General features: G+C 60.7%; 19 protein-coding genes. 10 read left to right on the forward strand and 9 right to left on the reverse strand.

The window, feature by feature from the left end; genetic code table 11:
• The first annotated feature begins 6 nt into the window (after positions 1–6).
• Complete coding sequence (locus ACIY1O_RS00770) at positions 7–741, forward strand: pseudouridine synthase (RefSeq protein WP_397473150.1); 735 nt, start codon at positions 7–9, stop codon at positions 739–741.
• A 91-nt stretch (positions 742–832) separates the two neighbouring features.
• Here the strand turns inward: ACIY1O_RS00770 and ACIY1O_RS00775 are convergent, their stop codons facing one another.
• Both ACIY1O_RS00775 and ugpQ read right to left on the reverse strand, forming a co-directional pair.
• Positions 833–1,684, reverse strand: coding sequence for a 23S rRNA (adenine(2030)-N(6))-methyltransferase RlmJ (locus ACIY1O_RS00775; protein WP_397473151.1), 852 nt, complete (start codon positions 1,682–1,684; stop codon positions 833–835).
• A gap of 8 nt (positions 1,685–1,692) precedes the next feature.
• Positions 1,693–2,436 (reverse strand): glycerophosphodiester phosphodiesterase, encoded by a 744-nt coding sequence (ugpQ, locus tag ACIY1O_RS00780; RefSeq protein WP_397473152.1) that lies wholly within the window; start codon positions 2,434–2,436, stop codon positions 1,693–1,695.
• A 152-nt stretch (positions 2,437–2,588) separates the two neighbouring features.
• Here ugpQ and ACIY1O_RS00785 point away from each other — a divergent pair, with 152 nt between their 5' ends.
• On the forward strand, positions 2,589–4,556 hold the full coding sequence (locus ACIY1O_RS00785; RefSeq protein ID WP_397473153.1) for a SurA N-terminal domain-containing protein: 1,968 nt from the start codon (positions 2,589–2,591) through the stop codon (positions 4,554–4,556).
• Positions 4,557–4,604: 48 nt separating this feature from the next.
• Here the strand turns inward: ACIY1O_RS00785 and ACIY1O_RS00790 are convergent, their stop codons facing one another.
• Entirely contained in the window at positions 4,605–5,243 is a 639-nt protein-coding gene (locus ACIY1O_RS00790; RefSeq protein WP_397473154.1) for an arylesterase, read from the reverse strand.
• On the opposite strand from ACIY1O_RS00790, the gene ACIY1O_RS00795 reads away from it, so the two are divergent.
• Both ACIY1O_RS00795 and ACIY1O_RS00800 read left to right on the forward strand, forming a co-directional pair.
• Positions 5,242–5,919, forward strand: coding sequence for an ABC transporter ATP-binding protein (locus tag ACIY1O_RS00795; RefSeq protein WP_397473155.1), 678 nt, complete (start codon positions 5,242–5,244; stop codon positions 5,917–5,919). The genes ACIY1O_RS00790 and ACIY1O_RS00795 overlap by 2 nt on opposite strands.
• Entirely contained in the window at positions 5,916–6,758 is an 843-nt protein-coding gene (locus ACIY1O_RS00800; protein WP_397473156.1) for a peptidoglycan DD-metalloendopeptidase family protein, read from the forward strand. Before ACIY1O_RS00795 ends, ACIY1O_RS00800 begins: the two co-directional genes overlap by 4 nt.
• A 36-nt stretch (positions 6,759–6,794) precedes the next feature.
• Here the strand turns inward: ACIY1O_RS00800 and ACIY1O_RS00805 are convergent, their stop codons facing one another.
• The 6 genes from ACIY1O_RS00805 to ACIY1O_RS00830 all read right to left on the reverse strand — a co-directional run bounded on the left by ACIY1O_RS00805 (position 6,795) and on the right by ACIY1O_RS00830 (position 11,962).
• Complete coding sequence (locus tag ACIY1O_RS00805; RefSeq protein ID WP_397473157.1) at positions 6,795–7,991, reverse strand: CynX/NimT family MFS transporter; 1,197 nt, start codon at positions 7,989–7,991, stop codon at positions 6,795–6,797.
• A 201-nt stretch (positions 7,992–8,192) separates the two neighbouring features.
• Positions 8,193–8,330, reverse strand: a complete 138-nt coding sequence (locus ACIY1O_RS00810; protein WP_397473158.1) for a hypothetical protein — start codon at positions 8,328–8,330, stop codon at positions 8,193–8,195.
• A gap of 79 nt (positions 8,331–8,409) precedes the next feature.
• Positions 8,410–10,686: a RelA/SpoT family protein gene (locus ACIY1O_RS00815; protein ID WP_397473159.1), complete on the reverse strand. Its 2,277-nt coding sequence runs from the start codon at positions 10,684–10,686 to the stop codon at positions 8,410–8,412.
• A gap of 21 nt (positions 10,687–10,707) precedes the next feature.
• The gene (rpoZ, locus tag ACIY1O_RS00820) at positions 10,708–10,914 is read right to left on the reverse strand and encodes a DNA-directed RNA polymerase subunit omega (RefSeq protein ID WP_397473160.1); all 207 of its coding nucleotides are present in this window, start codon (positions 10,912–10,914) and stop codon (positions 10,708–10,710) included.
• A 33-nt stretch (positions 10,915–10,947) separates the two neighbouring features.
• Positions 10,948–11,583, reverse strand: a complete 636-nt coding sequence (gmk, locus tag ACIY1O_RS00825) for a guanylate kinase (RefSeq protein WP_397473161.1) — start codon at positions 11,581–11,583, stop codon at positions 10,948–10,950.
• A gap of 55 nt (positions 11,584–11,638) precedes the next feature.
• Positions 11,639–11,962, reverse strand: a complete 324-nt coding sequence (locus tag ACIY1O_RS00830; RefSeq protein ID WP_397473162.1) for a hypothetical protein — start codon at positions 11,960–11,962, stop codon at positions 11,639–11,641.
• 184 nt (positions 11,963–12,146) lie between these two features.
• Here ACIY1O_RS00830 and xth point away from each other — a divergent pair, with 184 nt between their 5' ends.
• The 6 genes from xth (at position 12,147) to ACIY1O_RS00860 (ending at position 18,093) form a co-directional block, all read left to right on the forward strand.
• Entirely contained in the window at positions 12,147–12,938 is a 792-nt protein-coding gene (gene xth, locus ACIY1O_RS00835) for an exodeoxyribonuclease III (protein ID WP_397473163.1), read from the forward strand.
• A 13-nt stretch (positions 12,939–12,951) separates the two neighbouring features.
• Positions 12,952–13,716: a class I SAM-dependent methyltransferase gene (locus ACIY1O_RS00840; protein WP_397473164.1), complete on the forward strand. Its 765-nt coding sequence runs from the start codon at positions 12,952–12,954 to the stop codon at positions 13,714–13,716.
• A 126-nt stretch (positions 13,717–13,842) separates the two neighbouring features.
• Entirely contained in the window at positions 13,843–14,838 is a 996-nt protein-coding gene (locus ACIY1O_RS00845) for an ABC transporter substrate-binding protein (RefSeq protein WP_397473165.1), read from the forward strand.
• An 18-nt stretch (positions 14,839–14,856) separates the two neighbouring features.
• Entirely contained in the window at positions 14,857–15,744 is an 888-nt protein-coding gene (locus tag ACIY1O_RS00850; RefSeq protein WP_397473166.1) for an ABC transporter permease, read from the forward strand.
• A complete protein-coding gene (locus ACIY1O_RS00855; RefSeq protein WP_397473167.1) occupies positions 15,744–16,538 on the forward strand; it encodes an ABC transporter ATP-binding protein in 795 nt (264 codons plus the stop codon). The genes ACIY1O_RS00850 and ACIY1O_RS00855 overlap by 1 nt, the downstream gene beginning before the upstream one ends.
• A gap of 220 nt (positions 16,539–16,758) precedes the next feature.
• A complete protein-coding gene (locus tag ACIY1O_RS00860; protein WP_397473168.1) occupies positions 16,759–18,093 on the forward strand; it encodes an efflux RND transporter periplasmic adaptor subunit in 1,335 nt (444 codons plus the stop codon).
• Positions 18,094–18,137: the final 44 nt, after the last annotated feature.

Genomic DNA, 18,137 nt, shown 5'->3' on the forward strand with positions numbered 1-18,137 from the left:
CCACTCATGGAAAAAACAAGAATTTCGAAGTTGATGGCCGAGCGCGGCATGTGCTCGCGGCGCGAGGCCGATGCGTATATCGAACGCGGCTGGGTGCGTGTCGATGGCGTAGTGGTTTCCGAACTGGGCAGCAAGGCTTATCCGACCCAGAAAATAACGCTCGAAAAGCAGGCGCAACGACGCCAGGGTTCGCGCGTCACCATCCTGCTCAATAAGCCGGTGGGGTATGTGTCGGCTCAGGCCGAGCGCGGCTACCGGCCCGCTGTGTCGCTGATTTCGGCCCGCACCCTGCATAATCCCTCGCGTTCGCCCTTTCCCTTCGATCCTGCGCATTTGCGCGGGCTGGCGCCGGCCGGCCGACTGGATATTGATTCCCAGGGCCTGCTGGTGCTTACCCAAGACGGCCGCATCGCGCGCCAACTGATAGACGAGCATTCCGACATCGACAAAGAATATCTCGTCCGGGTGGAAGGCCGAATCGGGGCCAACGGCCTCAAGCTGCTTAACCATGGGCTTAGCCTGGACGGCCAGCCGCTCAAGCCGGCCCAGGTCGAATGGCAAAACGATGACCAGTTGCGTTTTGTATTGTGCGAAGGAAAAAAGCGCCAGATACGCCGTATGTGCGAGATGGTGGGCCTGAAGGTAATCGGTCTGAAGCGGGTACGAATGGGCCGCATCGTGTTGGGCGATCTGCCTCCGGGAAAATGGCGCTATCTGCGCGAGGGCGAGCAGTTCCTGTAGCGGGGCCCGGCGCCGGTATCCGCCGGGCGGCGGACACAGGCAGGGTTTTGGAGGGCGGGCATGTTTGCGGTCATGCCTTGTGGCATCAGCATCAGCGCGACCGGGTCAATGTATGCGAGGCTCTATTGTCTTGAGCCAACACCTTGCTCAGCCACGGCAGGGCCTGCTGCAGGCGTTCATACAAGGTGTAGGGCGGGTTGATAACGAACATGCCGCTGCCATGCAGCCCGAACCCTTCCTTGGCGGGCTTGCGAACGGTCAAAGAGGCGTGGGTCCATTGCACCTTGAGCCTTTCCAGCGCGCGCGCCATTTCCTGGGCCTCGCGGCGCTGGACCAAGGGGTACCAGACCGCGTAGCAGCCGGTGGCAAACCGCTTCAGGCCTTCGTCCAGCGTTTGCATTACTTTACGGTAGTCGTTCTTGTCTTCGTACGAGGGGTCGATCAGCACGACGCCGCGCCGTGTCGGTGGGGGCAGCAGAGCCTTCAGGTCGGCAAAGCCGTCTGTTTCATAGACGGCGGTTTGGCGGGCCGCCTGCTTATCCTGCTGCGCCAGATTGTGCTTGAGTATCTCGATTTCAGAGGGGTGCATCTCGAAAAGGCGCAGCCTGTCCTTGTCGCGCAACGCCCGCAAAGCCAGCCAGGGCGAGCCCGGATAGTAATTGGCGACGCCATCCGGATTGAACTGCAGAACCTCTTCAAGGTAGCGTTCGATCAAGGCTGGCTTTTCTTCGGGCCCCATCAGGCGGTCTAGGCCGTCGACGACCTCGCCGTTCTTCTGGGCCCACTCGCTGGTCAAGTCGTAGATGCCGGCGCCGGCGTGTGTGTCGATGACCCAGTAAGGGCCGTCCTTGAGATTGAAATGGTCGAGGATGTGCACCAGGATGGCGTGCTTGAGCACGTCGGCATGATTGCCGGCATGGAAAGCGTGTCGGTAGCTGAACAAGAAATGGCCTATATGGTTTGAAGGGCGGGGGGCAGCGTATCGACCGCATCAGTAAACAGCGCGTCGCAGCCCCATTGCAGCAGGTCTTGTGCCCGCTGTGCGTCGTTGACGGTCCAGGCGGCTATTTTATAGCCTTTGCCGTGCACGGCCAGTATGGCGTGGCGATCAATATGCTCTTGCTGCAAATGCAGCGCCACACAGCCAAGCCGTGCCGCTCGCTTGTGCCAGTCGCCGGGCAACGGCCCCTCGAGTAATAGGGCTCGCGGCAACTGTGGTGCAGTCTGGCGGGCCGATAGCAAGGCCGCCTCTGAAAATGAAGACAGCAGGGGAGGCCGGGCTGCATCGCCCCAAAGCTCTGCCGCAGCGCGTGCCACCACTTTACCTGTCAGGGTCTCGCGGCCCGGTTGGGGTTTTATCTCGATGTTGCTGCGAATTTGATTAGCCAACGTGAAAGCGGCAATGGAATACAAGGTGGCAAGCGGTTCGCCCGCGTACTCGGGACCATGCCAGCCACCGAAATCGAACCGGGCCAGTTCGGCAAGTGTCAGTTCATCGGCATTGCCTTCCCCATTCGACGTGCGCCGTATATTTCGGTCGTGCAATACGATGGGTATTTCGTCGCGGCTAAGGGTCACGTCGTACTCCACCATCGAAAGCTTGTGGCGGGCGGCCACTCGCATGGCGGCCAATGTGTTTTCCGGCGCCAGCCGACCCGCGCCGCGATGAGCGATAATGTGTGCATAAAGCTGCATGGCATGGTGTCCAGTGGTGTTAAACTGCAAAGCTTCGGCTTTGGCCGGTATCGCAAGCGGGTTGGCCGTGACCGACTCGCCGGGCAATCATATAAACATCAATATAAGCCGCTGCGGTGTAAATGCCCGCGGCAAGGTCTGCGAGTCCTTTCATGTTTGAGTTTATCCGCACGCATCAGCGTTTGATGCAACTGATATTGCTGGTCCTGATTTTTCCATCGTTCGCCCTAATCGGCGTCAGTGGCTATAACACCTATGTCTCCGGCGACCATGACCTGGTCGAAATCGGTGATACGGCGATTACCCAACAGGAATTCGACGAGGCCCGCCGCAACCAGCTGCAGCGCCTGCAGGCGAATGCCGGCGGCGCGTTTGATCCGGCGGTACTGGATACGGCCGAAGCGCGTTCGGCGCTGCTCGAATCCCTGATCGAGCGCAGGCTGATCATCAATGAAGCCACCCAAGAGCGCTTCAGCGTATCTGACGCCATGCTGCGGGAAGCCGTCGCCTCCATTCCAGAACTACAGGTTGACGGCCGTTTCTCGCCCGAGCGCTATAGCGAAGTACTGGCCTCCATGGGCGTCAGCAGCCGCGACTTCGAACAGGGACAGCGCGCCGAACTGGCCCTGCAGCGCGTTCTGGGCCCCATCGGCGCAACCGCCAGCGTGCCCGCAACGGTTAATCAGACCATCGCCCAGGCCCTGACCGCCCAGCGTACCGTTCGGTTGCGCGCATTTGATGCCGCCGACTATCAGGACGAAATCCAGATCAGCGATGCGGACGTCAAGGCTTGGTACGATGCCAACCATGACCAATTGCAGGTGCCCGAATACGTTTCAGCCGGCTACCTGTTGCTGGACGAGGCCGCTGCTATGCAGGGCGTGCCCGACGTTACCGAATCTGAAATGCGCGCCTACTACGAGCAGAACAAATCGCGCTACGTAATGCCTGCCCGCGTGCAGGTCAGCCACATTTTCATTGATGCCCCCTCCGGTGCGTCCGACACCCAGCGCAACGAAGCGCAGGCCAAGGCCGAAGCCATTGCCGCCAAAGTTGCCGCCGACCCTGGCCAGTTCGCGGAAATTGCCAAGAACGAATCCGACGACCCCGGAACGGCCAATGACGGCGGCCGCCTGGGCTGGATCACGCAGGGTTCGTGGCCAGAGGCGTTGGAGCAGGCCGCCTTCGCGCTCAAGAAGGGTGAAACCTCGGGCGCGGTCGAAGGCCCAGACGGCTTTCACGTCTTTGTGGCTGAAGACGTGCAGCCCGAAAGCGGAGAAACCTTCGAACAGGCTCAGGCCAAGGTCGAAAGCGAAATCCGCCGCCAGCTTGCCGCAGACCGCTATGCCGAGATGGCCACAAACCTTACTGATCTCGTGTACGAAGATCAAAGCAGCCTGCAACCGGCCGCGCAAGCGCTGGGCTTGCAAGTGCGAAGCGCCGACGGCATCGCCCGCGACGGCCTGCTTGATGCCACCGATGTACAAGGAGAAAACGCAGCTGCCGCTAGCGAAGACGCACAGATTTTGAATGATCCCCGTGTGCGGCGAGCCTTGTTCTCAAGCCAAACCTATACCGATAAGCATAACTCGGGTGTGATCGAAATCTCTCCCGGCGTCCTGGTGGTCGTTCGTGTGAACGAAATCACGCCCTCGCATCTGCTGCCGCTTGAAAAAGCCGATGAATTCATCCGTGAAAGGCTGCTGGCCGAACGTTCGCGCGATGCGGCCCGCCAGGCAGGCGAAGAGGTCTTGACCGCACTCAAAGGCCAAGCCGGCAGCGAAGTGCCCGAAGGCTTTGGCACAGCGCAAACCGTCAGCCGTGTCGATCCTCAAGACCTGGGCAAGCTCGCGCTGGATGCAGCATTCGCTGCCAATGCGCAGGCCTTGCCCGCCTATGTGGGTGTGGAAGGAGGCCAGGGCTACGTCTTGGTGCGCGTCGAAGGCGCCGAATCCGGCACGACCGATCCGGCATTGCAAGCCTCGCTTGCCGGCCAGATCAGCCAGGCCCTGGGGGCCGCCGAACAAGATGCCGTGCTGCGAGCCATGCGCGAAGCCGCCAAGGTACGCTTGCTTCCCGACGCCCAAGCGGCCTTACAGCCCGACGGCCAACAAGGTTGACCCACACGGCAAGAGCGCCAGCCAGAATGGTTCGAAGCTGGTCGCTCATCATTCCGCCAAAATCATACGCCGCAATTCAGCCCACACGTTATCGGCTATAAGCGGTTGAGCAGCTTCATTCGGATGCAAGCCATCGTCCAGGAACATCGTCTTTTGCAGGGCCACCCCCTCAAGCAGGAAAGGCACAAGTCCCGTCTCGTATTCTTCCGCAAGCCCGACAAACATCGTTCGAAACTGTTCCGAATAAGGGCGGCCATAGTTAGGCGGAATCTGCATGCCTGCCAGCATGACCCGGGCATCAGACTCTTGCGCCAGCTCGATCATCCGCGCCAGATTATCGCGGCTCATATCAAGGGGTAGACCGCGCAGAGCGTCATTGCTGCCTAGTTCTATGATCACAATGTCCGGCTCGTGCTGCTTAAGAGCCGCAGGCAGACGGCTAAGGCCCCCGCTGGTCGTGTCTCCGCTTATACTCGCATTTTGCATCGTGTAGCCCAGGTCCTCGTCGAGCAAGCGCTGCTGGATGATTTTTACCCATCCCGAGTCCCGGCGAATACCGTATTCAGCCGAGAGGCTGTCGCCGACGACTAAAATGTTATGGTTTGCCTCTTCCGGCCCTTGGCTGTGGGCGGCGCCAAACCATAGTAAAAACAGGCTTGCGATCAACAATCTCCAGCGGGTATGCATGAGTCAGGTCCATTCAATAGAAGTAAAAAATCTAGGCAAGCAGGTGGTGGATTCGGCCGGCACCATCGATATTTTGGCCGATGTCAGTTTTGATGTGGCAAAAGGCGATGCCGTCGCCATTACCGGAAGCTCGGGTTCAGGAAAGTCGACATTGCTTGGATTGATGGCGGGCCTGGATGTTCCCACCTCGGGAAAAATCAGCCTGTTGGGGCAAGACCTATTTTCCCTGGATGAAGAGGGCCGCGCGGCGTTGCGGGCCGCCCATGTGGGGTTCGTGTTTCAATCATTTCAGCTTTTGCCTCATCTTACTGCACTTGAAAACGTGATGTTGCCGCTTGAGCTTGCGGGGCGGCCCGCCTTGGGCGCTGCCACAGAGGCCCTGAAGCGCGTGGGCCTGGCCTCTCGTTTACATCACTATCCGCGCACCCTGTCAGGCGGCGAGCAGCAGCGCGTATCGCTTGCGCGGGCCTTCGTTGTCGAACCCAGTTTATTGCTGGCCGATGAGCCAACAGGCAGCTTGGACGAACACAACGGGTCCATCATCATCGAACTGCTGTTTTCCTTGCTGTCCGAAAGGCAGGCTACGCTGGTGCTGGTCACCCACGATCCACTACTTGCAAGCCGCTGCCAGCGCCAGTTGCGTTTGCAGGGCGGCAGGCTGCAAGCACAGACATGAAACTAATCAAATATTGGGCCGGCTTATTTTTATTGTTGTCCAGCGCCGCGTGGTCGCAAGGCTATGTGGCGCGTTCGCTCGACAAGCCCGTGCCGGGCGGCATTGCCGTGGTGGGGTTGGGCGAATCCGAGCAGCCTCCTGCTGTGGAGCATGACGGCCGTTCGGTGCTGGTGATGCGCGACAGCGACGGGCAATGGGTCGCCCTGGCCGGTATCGATCTCAAGACACCGCCCGGTCAGCACTCGCTTGATGTCACGCTCGATGGCCAGGCACGCCGGGTAAATTTTCAGGTAGGGCAAAAGCGCTACAAAGAGCAGCACATCAAGCTCAAGAATCAACGCCATGTCGACCCGGACCCGGCCCAGCTCGCCCGCTTCGAGCGCGAGTACAAAGCGCAGATTGCTGCGTACGACAACTTTCGTCCAGAGTTGCCCAGCAACGTCATGCTTGACCGGCCCGTCGATGGCGGCCGTCTCTCAAGCCCCTTCGGGCTGCGGCGCTTTTTCAATGGCCAGGAACGTAATCCGCACTCGGGCCTGGACTTCGCCGTGCCGCACGGCACACCGGTGAAGGCTCCTGCTGATGGCGTCGTCACCATCGTGGATGATTATTTTTTCAACGGCAAGACCATCTTCCTGGATCATGGCCAAGGGCTGGTGACCATGTATTGCCATCTTTCCGCCGCCGACGTTCAAGTGGGGCAGACCGTAAAACGGGGCCAGGTAATCGGCAAGGTGGGTGCTACCGGACGCGCCACCGGCCCCCATCTGCATTGGAACGTGAGCCTGAACGGAAATCGGGTGGACCCGGCGATATTCATTGGCGAATTCCAGCCCTGATGATTGACGGCAGTGGCAGCAGCGTGTAGTTCATATTCACAGAGCGTCTTTCTGAACGGGCCTTCCCGGCAAGGAGCTTGTGTGTTCGATCAGCAGGGGCCGACCTGCGAGCAAGCCTGACCAGAATCCTCCGAGGATCAACAAGACAAGAAACACGGCGGCGGCGTTCCAGTTGCCGGTGTGTTCGTGCAGGACGCCGACGATGAGCGGCGATACGGCTGCGATGACATAGCCCACGCCTTGAGACATACCCGAGATCGCCGCGGCCACCTGTGCATTGGGAGAGCGCAGCACCAGCAGGGCCATGGCCATGCCGAACATGCCGCCGAATCCCAGTCCGAATATCGAGGCCCATAGGTAGATCAGTTTGACAGGGCCGTAGATCAGCCCCAGAAAACCGATCAGCACCATGGTCAAGAACACAAAGATGGCGGGGCGTTGATCGGGGCCGCGGGTAGCGATCCAGGGCCCGGCGGTGGCAGTGAAAATCTGAGTTGCCAACAGGCAAGACAACACAAAGCCGGCGTTAAGGGCGCTTAGCCCCCGGTCGACCAAGATCAGGGGCAGCCACCCGAACATGCAATATGCAATGGCGCCTTGCATACCCATGAAAAACGTCACCTGCCAAGCGAGCCAACTGCCGCGCAGGCGCGGTATGTCGGTGGTGCCGGGCTTGGCGGCGGCCGAACCGCCGCGGTTGACGCGAGTCCAGATCAGGGCCGCCAAGAGGGCGGGCAGGGTCCAGAACGCCAGAGACAGTCGCCAGTCCTTGTTAAGCCAGTTTTCAAGGGGAATGGTGACGCCGGCCGCGATGGCCGCGCCGCCCACGATGGCGGTGGTGTACAAGCCCATCATCGGCCCGGCCTGTACCGGAAAGTGTTGCTTGATCAGGCTGGGCAACAGCACCATGATCACACTGATGGCTAGGCCCAGTAGCAGGGTTCCGGCGAACAGGCCCGGTGCGCCCAAGAGGCTGCGTAGCGCGATGCCCGCCGCCAGCGCAAGCAGACTGACCAGGATAATCTGCTCGGCCGAGTGGCGCCGCAGCAGCCGTGGTGCAAAGGGTGCGAACAGCCCAAAGCACAGCACCGGCAAGGTGAGCAAGGCGCCCAGCGAGGTACCCGACAGGCCCAGGCCGCTCTGTATGGAGCTGATGACAGGGCCTACCGCTACAAGAGATGGGCGCAGATTCATTCCCACATAGAGGATGATGATCAGCAGCATAATCTGCATCGGCCGCGCCTTGCTTTGCTTGCGGACCGTTGGCGGGGTGGCTGAGGTCTTGGGTGATAAGGTGGACATATGACGTTGATCGGCTAATATCTTGCCTTGGCGCCCTCGGAAGCAAGGGCCTCGGTACTATGTAATGGTCGTCGTGGTGGGGGCATGGTGTTATTCAGGAACAAACTTTTTATCCGACGTTTGCGTCTGGTTTCATGGCACGATGCCGGCGGCGGCAGCGCCGGCCACGAAACGCAGCGCCGAAAATACCGATAGATTGCGCGCAATATCGGGCAGTAGGGCGTCGCATAGATGCATGCTGGTCAGGCAGGCGAAGCCGGCGAGAGTCATCTGTAAAAAAAACGCCGGTAAGCTGCGGGCTCGCGGTAGTCGTGAGAGTCGGACACCGTGCTGGAATATTGTGGGATGGTCAGCCCTTGACGCGGACGATTCTTTGAACCTGCGGCACATGCCGAATGGCGCGTATCACTTGTGCCAAGTGCTTGCGCCCGTCAACCTGCACGGTAACGTGCAACACCGTGGTGGACGAGCTTTCGTCGTCGTGCATGGTTAGATGCAGAATGTTGGAATCGGCGTCGGTGATCTCGGCCGCTACGCGACCCAGCACGCCTTTTTCGTTGATGACGGTGATATCGAGCCGGGTGGAAAGGTGTCGGGCCGTATTGCTGCCCCACGCCACGGGAATCCAGCGCTCGGGCTCGCGTGCGCGCTGGCGCTGGGCCACCGCGCATTCGGACATATGCACGACCAGGCCATGGCCCAGCCGAATGCCGCCGATGATTGCGTCGCCCGGCAAAGGGCCGCAGCACGGCGCCAACTGTACCGCCTGGCCTTCGTTGCCTTGAATGAGTATGGGCGTGTTGGCTGTGGCGGTGAGCTCGTCCACCGCTGCCGCAGTGGTGGCCAGAATGGCGTTTTCAGGCGCGAAGCGGCGCGCCACGACTGCGGCCAGTCGTTTTCCCAGCCCTATGTCAGCCAGGATTTCTTCGCGCGAGCTGGCTCCTGACCCTTTGGCGAGTTTTTCCCACTCGGGATCGTCGGCGGTGGGGTGGGGAAGCTGCAACTGATCGAAAGCCTGATTGAGCAGGCGCTGGCCAAAAGCCACCGACTCTTCGTATTGGACCGTGCGCAGGTAGTGGCGGATTTCGGACCGCGCCCGCCCGGTGCGCACGTAGTTAAGCCATTGCGCGCTGGGGCGCGAAGACGGTGATGTGACGATTTCGACCGAATCACCGCTACGCAGTTCGGTGCGCAGGGGTGAGTACTCGCCGTTGATCTTCGAGGCGATGGCGTGGTTGCCGATGTCGGTGTGGATGGCATAGGCGAAATCAACCGGCGTAGCGCCCCGCGGAAGGGAAAGTATCTTGCCTTGTGGTGTGAACACATACACCGCATCAGGGAAGAGATCGACCTTGACGTGCTCAAGGAACTCGCCCGAATCGCCCGTTTGGCTTTGAATATCGAGCAAGGACTGCAACCACTGGTGGGTGCGTTTTTGCAGATCGTTGAGCGTGGTGTCGTCGTCTTTATACAGCCAGTGCGACGCGACGCCTTCTTCCGCCACGTGGTCCATGTCGCGCGTACGAAACTGGAACTCCACCGGCGTGCCGTACGGCCCCACCAGGGTGGTGTGCAGCGATTGGTAGCCGTTGAGCTTGGGAATGGCGATGTAGTCTTTGAATTTGCCCGGTACCGGACGATACATCTGATGCAAAGTGCCCAGAGCAAGATAGCATTCGGGCAGGGTGTGCACGATGACGCGGAAGCCGTAGATGTCGAGCACGTCGGAAAACGACTTTTTTTGCTCGATCATCTTGGTATAGATGCTGTACAGCGATTTTTCGCGGCCCGATACCTCGGCCTCGATGCCGGCCGCCGGCAGCGCCACCTTGACGGCTTCGGTGATCTTGCCAAGCACTTCGCGCCGGTTGCCCCGCGCCGCCATCATTGCCTTGTGCAACACCCGGTAGCGGTTGGGGTGGATGGCCTGGAAGCAAAGATCTTGCAGCTCGCGAAACAGCGAATTCAAACCCAGCCGGTGGGCAATGGGCGAATATACGTCGAGGGTTTCGCGTGCGATGCGGCGGCGCTTTTCGGGCGCCATGGCGCCCAGGGTGCGCATATTGTGCAGCCGGTCGGCCAACTTGATGAGAATGACGCGCACGTCGCGCGCCATGGCCAACAGCATCTTGCGGAAGCTTTCGGCCTGCTGCTCGGCCTTGGTGGCGAATTCGAGCCGATCGAGCTTGGTCAGGCCATCGACGAGCTCGGCAACGTCGGGGCCGAAGCGTTCGGCCAGGTCGGATTTCGGGACGTCTTGGTCTTCGATGACGTCGTGCAGCAAGGCGGCCATCAAGGAATCGGCGTCGAGCTTCCAGCCCGCACAGATTTCTGTGACGGCGATGGGGTGTGAGATATAGGGTTCGCCGCTGGCGCGAAACTGCCCCAGATGAGCCTGATCGGAAAAGCGGTAGGCTTCCTTGACGCGCTCGACGTCTTTAACGTCGAGGTATTGGCTGATTATCTTGGTAAGCGGCGCCAGCGAGGCGATGGTGTTGGGTGTTGCATCGGCCACCGCCGGCAGGGCGGGAGGGTTTTTGGCTTTACGACGCTTGCGCAGCCGCGGGCCCTTCTTGAGTACCGCCAGAAGGCCTGAAGATGCACCACGAAGTGTCGAAAACGCCATACATCCGCCCAAGCTTCAGATTTAGGTCGGCACCTTGCGCAGCATTTCAAGACCTGTCAGGCCGGCGGCGATTTCACGCAGGGCGATAACCGTGGGCTTGTCTTTGTCGGGGTCGATGCGGGGTTCGTGGCCTTGCGCAAGTTCACGTGCGCGGTAGGTGGCCGCCAGGGTGAGATCGAAACGGTTATCGACATATTCCAGGCAGTCTTCGACGGTGATGCGAGCCATATGGGGTAGGGTCCTGTGGAAGAAAAAAGGAGTTCAGTTGGGCGTCTTGCTGATGCCCAACTGGCTGAAAAGCTCGGCGTTGCGCGCGGCCTGAGTGGCGTAACGCAGTCGAGTGGCGGAAACTATTTGCGCCAACTGTTTTAACGCGACGCTAAATTCTTGATTAATAATAACATATTGGCATTCCGAGGCGCGCGACATTTCGCTGCCCGCGGCCAGCAGCCGTTGTGCGATCACGTGCGGTGCATCCTGACCCCGCCCCCGCAGCCTCGCTTCGAGCGCTTCGATGGAAGGCGGCAATATGAAGATGCCTACCGCTTGCGGGAAATACCGCCGTATTTGCCGGGCGCCTTGCCAGTCGATTTCGAGCAGGACATCGCGGCCCTGCTCAATAAATGATTCAATGCCGTCGCGCGGCGTACCGTAATAGTTGCCATGCACCTCGGCCCATTCGAGCAGGCCGCCGCTGTCACGCAGCGCCATAAACTGCTCCACCGTTACGAAACGGTAGTGTTTGTCAGCCTTTTCGCCGTTGCGCGGGGCGCGGGTGGTGCAGGAAATGGATAAAGTGACGTCGCGGTCTTGTTCCAGCAAGGCGTTGACGAGGCTGGATTTACCGGCCCCGCTGGGGGCCACTACCATGAAAATATTGCCGGTATGTCGCGACATGGCGTTTCACAAGGTCAAAAAAGACAAAAAGCTTATCAGATATCAGCGAGTTTGTTCAATGCGGCAACTGGTCTTGGCCCAGCTCTTCAAGTATCGCCTGGTAGGCGGTGTCGTCTTGGCACAGAAAAACGGCCGCATCGCCGATGTTCATGTTGAAGGCAAGGTCTTCGACCTGTTGTCGGGCCTCGCTTGGCGACGCTACGGCTGTGACGTGGACGTCGCCGTCTTGCTCGAACTGGCTGGCGGGAACGAAGTCGGCCACGTGTTCAAGGTCGGGCTCACTGATTACCACATAGGCGCGGCAGGTGAGCTCTTCGATGGCGACGTCTAGCAGGACGCCGTTTTCCAACGTATGAATGATGCGGCTGATGGCTTTCATGGGATATCGGTGTTACGAGCCTGGCCGGGTATGGCCGCCTGGCCAAAGACATGATCTTATCAGGTCTTGATTGGCGGATTGGCCCGGCGAAGACCGTACATGATACGCTCTTTGGGATTTACACCGCATTCGTATTCGGTTTTGGCCGCTTTCGTCTTTTAGTCTTTTCATATAGAGCCGCTTCATGAAATTCGCCACCTGGAACGTTAACTCCTTGAAAGTCCGCCTGCCGCAGGTACTTGACTGGCTGCGCGACAACCCCGTTGATGCCCTGTGCTTGCAGGAGCTCAAGCTGGCGCAGGATAAATTTCCGCTCGAGGCTTTTACCGAGATAGGCTATGCCGCATGTTGGGCCGGCCAGAAAACCTATAACGGCGTGGCGACTATCTCCAAGGCGGCCGGCGCCGACGAACAATGCAATATCCCGGGCTTTGACGACCACCAGCAGCGCGTTATCGCCACCACGCTGCCCAGCCCTGTGGGGGATATTCGCGTCATTAATGCGTACTGCCCAAACGGACAATCGCTGGACAGCGACAAATACGTATACAAGCTGGAGTGGTTCGCCGCTTTTCGCAACTGGCTGGCCGGCGAGCTTGAACGGTATCCCCGCATGGTGGTGCTGGGCGATTACAACGTAGCGCCCAAGGACGAAGACGTACACGACCCCGCCAAATGGGAGGGCGACGTTCTGGTGTCGGACGCCGAGCGCGCCGCTTTCCAGGCCCTGCTTGATCTTGGCCTGATCGACTCCTTTCGAGAGTTCGAGCAGGAAGAAAAATCATTCAGCTGGTGGGATTATCGGCGTTTCGCCTTTCGGCGCAATGCGGGCTTGCGCATCGACCACGTGTTGATGTCCGAGGCGCTCAGGCCGTATTGCACGGGTTCCATCATCGACAAACAGCCGCGACGCAATGAGCAGCCCTCCGACCATACGCCGGTGGTGACTACTTTCGACTTTTCATTGAACACATGAGCGCCGCCCAGTCATGAGCGCCTACGATGAACATTGGGCGGATGAAGAGCCCACCATGTCCGAGGAAAAGGGCATCCGCTACCTGCATTTCGGCACGGAATGGATACAAGGGGCAATGCGCCTGCGCCGGCCGGCCGAGCTGGTTCTGGCCTATACCCAGCAGTTGATGGCGTGGCTGCTGTTTATCGAGCCGCGCAAAACCGACTCCGTCGGCATCCTTGGCTTGGGCGCAGGGTCTCTGCTTCGATTTACCTTGAAACACACCCCCGTCAACGTCGAGACCGCGGAATGGAATCCGGCGGTTACGGCCATGTGCCATGCTTTTTTCCGCCTGCCGAGCAACGACAGGTCGTACATCGACCATGTTGATGCGGCGGTCTGGGTGGATAAGCCGCATAATATCGGCCGCTACGTTGCGTTGATGGTCGATTTGTATGACGCTGCGGCCCAGGGTCCGGTGCGTGAATCACTCGAGTTCTACCAAGGCTGCCATCGTGCCTTGTCGCCGGAGGGCGGCGTCATGACGGTGAATCTCTTTGGCGACCATGAGAGCTTTCCGCGCAACATGGAAAACATCAGGGCGGCCTTTGGGGGACCAGTGCTTGAGCTGCCCGAAATCGACGCCGGCAACAGGGTGGTGCTGGCTTTTCGCGGCCCGGTCCTGGAAGCCACGACGGGGCAGTTGCTGGATCGGGCCGCTCAGGTCGAAAAGGCCTTCGGTTTGCCTGCCGTCCGTTGGGCGCGTTATTTGTTGGACCAGTTGCGCAACGGGGCGTAGCGAAGCATGCGGCGGCTGTTGTAAAGTTGCATGAATGATGGAAACCGCCGGCCGTTTCCTTTTTGTATTCATTAAAGATCAATAGTAGGGGTTTCAATAATGTGGATGTTTCCGGCTAAGGACGCTATGGGCGGGTTGAGTGCAAAGCCGGCGCGCCGTGCGGCACAGAGTTTATTGACGGCGGGGCTTGTCGCCCTGGCCGTGTGCCTGACCGCTATGGGGAATGCCGGGGCGCAATCGGTGGCGGTCACGAGCATTGTCGAGCATCCGGCGCTTGACGCCATCAAGGATGGGGTCAAGGACGCCCTTGCCGACGCAGGCTATACCGACAAAAAAGGCCTTGAATGGCAGTTTCAGACGGCTCAGGGCAATACGGCCATCGCGGCCCAGATTGCACGCAAGTTCGTGGGCGACAAGCCCGACGTTATCGTCGCCATTGCCACGCCGTCGGCGCAGGCAGTGGTGGCGGCCACCAAGACCATCCCGGTGGTGTATGCCGCCGTCACCGACCCGATCGCCGCGCAGCTGGTGACATCCTTCGACGCCTCGGGCACCAATGTCACGGGGGTGTCCGACAAGCTTGAGCTGGAACGACAAATCCAGGTCATCAAGCAGATCTTGCCCGATGCACGCAAAGTGGGCATGGTCTACAACCCGGGCGAGGCCAATTCGGTCTCGGTTGTCGAGGAATTGCGCACCTTGCTGCCCACGATGGGCATGTCGCTGGTCGAGGCAAGCGCTCCTCGCACGGTCGACGTCGGAGCGGCCGCGCGCAGTCTGGTGGGCAAGGTGGATGTGATCTACACCAGCACCGACAACAACGTGGTCTCGGCCTACGAGTCGCTTGCCAAAGTGGGTAACGATGCGCGCATCCCATTGATAGCGTCGGACACCGCCAGCGTCGAGCGCGGCGCCGTCGCAGCACTTGGGCTGGACTATTACGAAATGGGCCGTCAGGCCGGCCGAATCGTGGTGCGCATCCTGAAAGGTGAAGACCCGGGCGATATTCCTTCCGAAACCAGCGACAAACTGGCTTTGCACCTGAATGCACTTGCAGCGCGCAAGCAAGGCGTGACCCTTTCCGCCGAGCTGCGCGAGTCGGCCGCCAACATTATCGAATAACCAACGGGAAGGCCGCTCATGTCCTGGTACGCCCTTTGGGGAGCGCTCGAGATAGGCCTCATCTACGGCCTTGTGGCACTGGGAGTCCTGCTTTCGTTCCGCATCTTGCGTTTTCCCGACCTGACCGTGGATGGCAGCTTCCCGTTGGGCGCTGCCGTGGCGGCCACCCTGATTGTGACGGGATGGGATCCATTCTCGGCCACCGTCGCCGCCACCCTGGCCGGCGCAGCGGCAGGGGCGGTCACGGGATGGCTGAACGTGCGGCTGAAGATCATGGATCTGCTGGCCAGCATCCTCATGATGATTGCCCTGTACTCGATCAACCTGCGTGTCATGGGACGGCCCAACGTGCCCCTGATTACCGAGCCGACCGTGTTCAGTGGTTTCATGAGCGACGGCATCCCCGACTATATCCTGCGTCCCTTGCTGATTCTGGTTGTGGTGGCGGCGGTCAAATTCGGGCTCGACTGGTATTTGGGCACGCGGGCGGGGCTGGCGCTGCGCGCGACGGGATCGAACCCACGCATGGCGCGCGCCCAGGGCGTGGCAACCGGCGCCATGGTGCTGGCCGGCCTGGCGCTGTCCAACGCCTTGTGCGCCTTGGGTGGGGCCTTGTTTGCGCAATCACAGGGTGTGGCCGACATTTCCATGGGCATAGGCACCATCGTCATCGGCCTGGCGGCGGTCATCGTGGGCGAGAGCCTGTCCAGTTCGCGCCGCTTGGTGATCATGACGGCCGCAGCGGTGGTGGGCGCAGTGCTGTACCGCATTTTCGTCGCACTGGCATTGAATGCTGATTTCATTGGCCTGCATGCGCAAGACCTCAATCTCATCACCGCAGTGCTTGTCACTATTTTTCTTGTCGTGCCGCTGCTGCGTCAGCGTTTGCGGAACAGGAGGCGCTGATGCTCAAGGCTCACAACCTGCACATCACTTTCAACACCGGCACGCCCATCGAGACGCGCGCGCTGCGCGGGATGTCGCTCGAGATTCCCTCCGGCCAGTTCGTAACCGTTATCGGTTCGAACGGAGCCGGCAAGTCGACGCTGCTCAACGCCATTTCGGGTGAAGCTCAGCTTGACCGGGGCTCAATCACAATCGACGACATCGAGCTTGGACGCATGCCGGTGTGGGAGCGCGCGGGCATGGTGGCGCGCGTGTTTCAAGATCCGCTATTGGGCACGTGCGAAGACCTGACCATCGAAGAGAACCTTGCGTTGGCTGCCGGCAGGGGCCGCCCCAGGGGTCTGGGCAGGGCGATAGGGGCCGGCATGCGAGAAGAGTTCGCCGAGCGGCTGGGCAAGCTGGGGCTGGGGCTGGAAGACCGGTTGTCTGATCGAATAGGCCTGCTTTCGGGCGGGCAGCGCCAGGCAGTGAGCTTATTGATGGCGGCCTTGAGGCCGTCGCGCATACTGCTGCTGGACGAGCATACGGCAGCACTCGATCCGCGCATTGCGGCTTTTGTGCTCGACATCACCCGCCGTATTGTCGCCGAACGTAACTTGACCACCCTGATGGTAACGCATAGCATGCGCCAGGCGCTCGAGATCGGCGACCGCACCGTCATGCTGCATCAGGGCCAGGTCGTGCTCGACGTTTCGGGCGAAGAACGCGCCAAGCTCGACGTGCCGCATTTGTTGCAGATGTTCGAGCGTGTACGCGGAGAAACCGTGTCGGACGACGCGTTGTTGCTGGGCTGATGCCCAGACGAAACCCCCCAACGTGCACGGGATTCGCTATCATCTTGTCCAATGCAATGACACTTGGCGCGTGGATGGCTGGCGCGTGCACGGGTAAAAGACTGAAATAGTTTTCTTCATCAAACCGACTCGACTTTCGTTTTATACTCTTCGTTTACTAAAAATTACACTGCCGGCGCCTGATGATGCGGGTCGGCGCAGTTTCCCCCAGGAGCTCTTAATGCGCATTTTTCGTCTGCCCCTTGGGCAGCAGGCCCGAATCGTCCTGTTTTCATCGCTGGCGCTGCTGGCGGCCTGCGGCGAAGAGCCCCAGGGGCAGCACGGCGACATGAAAGTGCCGGTCAGCGTCATTACTGTCGAACCCGCCCGCACCGAGATCACCGTCGATCTGCCGGGCCGCGTCGATGCCATCAAGAACGCGCAGATCCGCGCCCGGGTCACCGGCATAGTCGAAGAGATCAATTTCGTCCAGGGCAGTGATGTCAAGGCGGGTGAGCTGCTGTTCACCATCGACCCCGCGCCATATGTGGCCGCCCGCGCCCAGGCCGACGCCCAGCTCAAGCAGGCCCAGGCCGACGCCCAGGCCGCACGCACCCTGGCCAAGCGCTACAGCCGGCTCATCGATGCCAATGCGGTCAGCCGCCAAGAGTACGACAACGCCACGGCGGCGGCCGCCCAGGGCGAAGCGGCCATTGCGGCGGCCAAGGCGGCGCTGCAGACAGCCGACATCAACCTGGGCTACACCAAGGTCACGTCGCCCATCGACGGCCGGATCGGCGCGGCGATGGTTACCGAGGGAGCGCTGGTCAGCGGCGCCAACGCCACGCAAATGGCCACGGTTCAGCAGCTCGAACGCGTCTATGTCGACGTAACCCGGCCCACCTCCGAACTGGCCCAGCTGCGCAAGGCCCTGGCCGACGGCACGCTCGAGCGGGTGGGAGAGGAAGCGGTCAAGGCAACCGTGCGGCTTGAGGACGGCTCCACCTACGAGCACGCGGGCAAACTGCTGTTTTCAGGCGTTTCGGTCGACCCCACGACGGGCCAGGTCAATATGCGCGCCGAGTTTCCCAACCCCGACGAAATCCTGCTTCCGGGCATGTACGTGCGAGTGCTGGTGGCCCAGGGCATAGACCAGAAAGCGTTGCTGGTGCCCCAGCAGGCCTTGCAGCGCACGGCCGACGGGCAGGGCGCGCTGATGGTGGTCAAAGAGGGGCAGGTGCACTCGACCCCGGTCACCACAGGGGCCGCCATCGACGGCAAGTGGCTGATCACGTCGGGCCTGTCGGCGGGCGACGTCGTCGTGGTCGAGGGCTTCCAGAAGATCCGTCCGGGAGTGCCGGTGCAACCCGTGCCCTGGCAGCCCGGGGCTCGACCCGGCCAGCCGGGCCAGGGCCAGCCGGGCCAAGCGCCCGCACAGGGCGGAGAAGCCGCCGGCCAAGCGGACCAGGCTGGGCAGCAAGGTCAGGCCGAGCAGCAAGATCAGGCCGGACAGCAAGCTCCGGCGGACGAAGGGGCGGCCGCGCAACAGGGCCAGGCGCCGGCATCGGGTTCTTGATTTCGGTCCAAGCGTAGGAATTGTCTGTGCGGGCCTTGGCCGGC

The sequence above is a fragment of the Pusillimonas sp. genome (assembly GCF_044464525.1).
Classification (GTDB): Bacteria; Pseudomonadota; Gammaproteobacteria; order Burkholderiales; family Burkholderiaceae_B; genus Pusillimonas.

Bases quoted from the DNA above. Each gene is read 5' to 3' on its own strand.
- ACIY1O_RS00770 (WP_397473150.1), top strand. From the start codon at position 7: ATGGAAAAAACAAGAATTTCGAAGTTGATGGCCGAGCGCGGCATGTGC.
- ugpQ (WP_397473152.1), bottom strand. From the start codon at position 2,436: ATGCAGCTTTATGCACACATTATCGCTCATCGCGGCGCGGGTCGGCTG.
- ACIY1O_RS00785 (WP_397473153.1), top strand. From the start codon at position 2,589: ATGTTTGAGTTTATCCGCACGCATCAGCGTTTGATGCAACTGATATTG.
- ACIY1O_RS00795 (WP_397473155.1), top strand. From the start codon at position 5,242: ATGAGTCAGGTCCATTCAATAGAAGTAAAAAATCTAGGCAAGCAGGTG.
- ACIY1O_RS00790 (WP_397473154.1), bottom strand. From the start codon at position 5,243: ATGCATACCCGCTGGAGATTGTTGATCGCAAGCCTGTTTTTACTATGG.
- ACIY1O_RS00800 (WP_397473156.1), top strand. From the start codon at position 5,916: ATGAAACTAATCAAATATTGGGCCGGCTTATTTTTATTGTTGTCCAGC.
- ACIY1O_RS00805 (WP_397473157.1), bottom strand. From the start codon at position 7,991: ATGCAGATTATGCTGCTGATCATCATCCTCTATGTGGGAATGAATCTG.
- ACIY1O_RS00810 (WP_397473158.1), bottom strand. From the start codon at position 8,330: ATGACTCTCGCCGGCTTCGCCTGCCTGACCAGCATGCATCTATGCGAC.
- ACIY1O_RS00815 (WP_397473159.1), bottom strand. From the start codon at position 10,686: ATGGCGTTTTCGACACTTCGTGGTGCATCTTCAGGCCTTCTGGCGGTA.
- rpoZ (WP_397473160.1), bottom strand. From the start codon at position 10,914: ATGGCTCGCATCACCGTCGAAGACTGCCTGGAATATGTCGATAACCGT.
- gmk (WP_397473161.1), bottom strand. From the start codon at position 11,583: ATGTCGCGACATACCGGCAATATTTTCATGGTAGTGGCCCCCAGCGGG.
- ACIY1O_RS00830 (WP_397473162.1), bottom strand. From the start codon at position 11,962: ATGAAAGCCATCAGCCGCATCATTCATACGTTGGAAAACGGCGTCCTG.
- xth (WP_397473163.1), top strand. From the start codon at position 12,147: ATGAAATTCGCCACCTGGAACGTTAACTCCTTGAAAGTCCGCCTGCCG.
- ACIY1O_RS00840 (WP_397473164.1), top strand. From the start codon at position 12,952: ATGAGCGCCTACGATGAACATTGGGCGGATGAAGAGCCCACCATGTCC.
- ACIY1O_RS00845 (WP_397473165.1), top strand. From the start codon at position 13,843: ATGGGCGGGTTGAGTGCAAAGCCGGCGCGCCGTGCGGCACAGAGTTTA.
- ACIY1O_RS00850 (WP_397473166.1), top strand. From the start codon at position 14,857: ATGTCCTGGTACGCCCTTTGGGGAGCGCTCGAGATAGGCCTCATCTAC.
- ACIY1O_RS00855 (WP_397473167.1), top strand. From the start codon at position 15,744: ATGCTCAAGGCTCACAACCTGCACATCACTTTCAACACCGGCACGCCC.
- ACIY1O_RS00860 (WP_397473168.1), top strand. From the start codon at position 16,759: ATGCGCATTTTTCGTCTGCCCCTTGGGCAGCAGGCCCGAATCGTCCTG.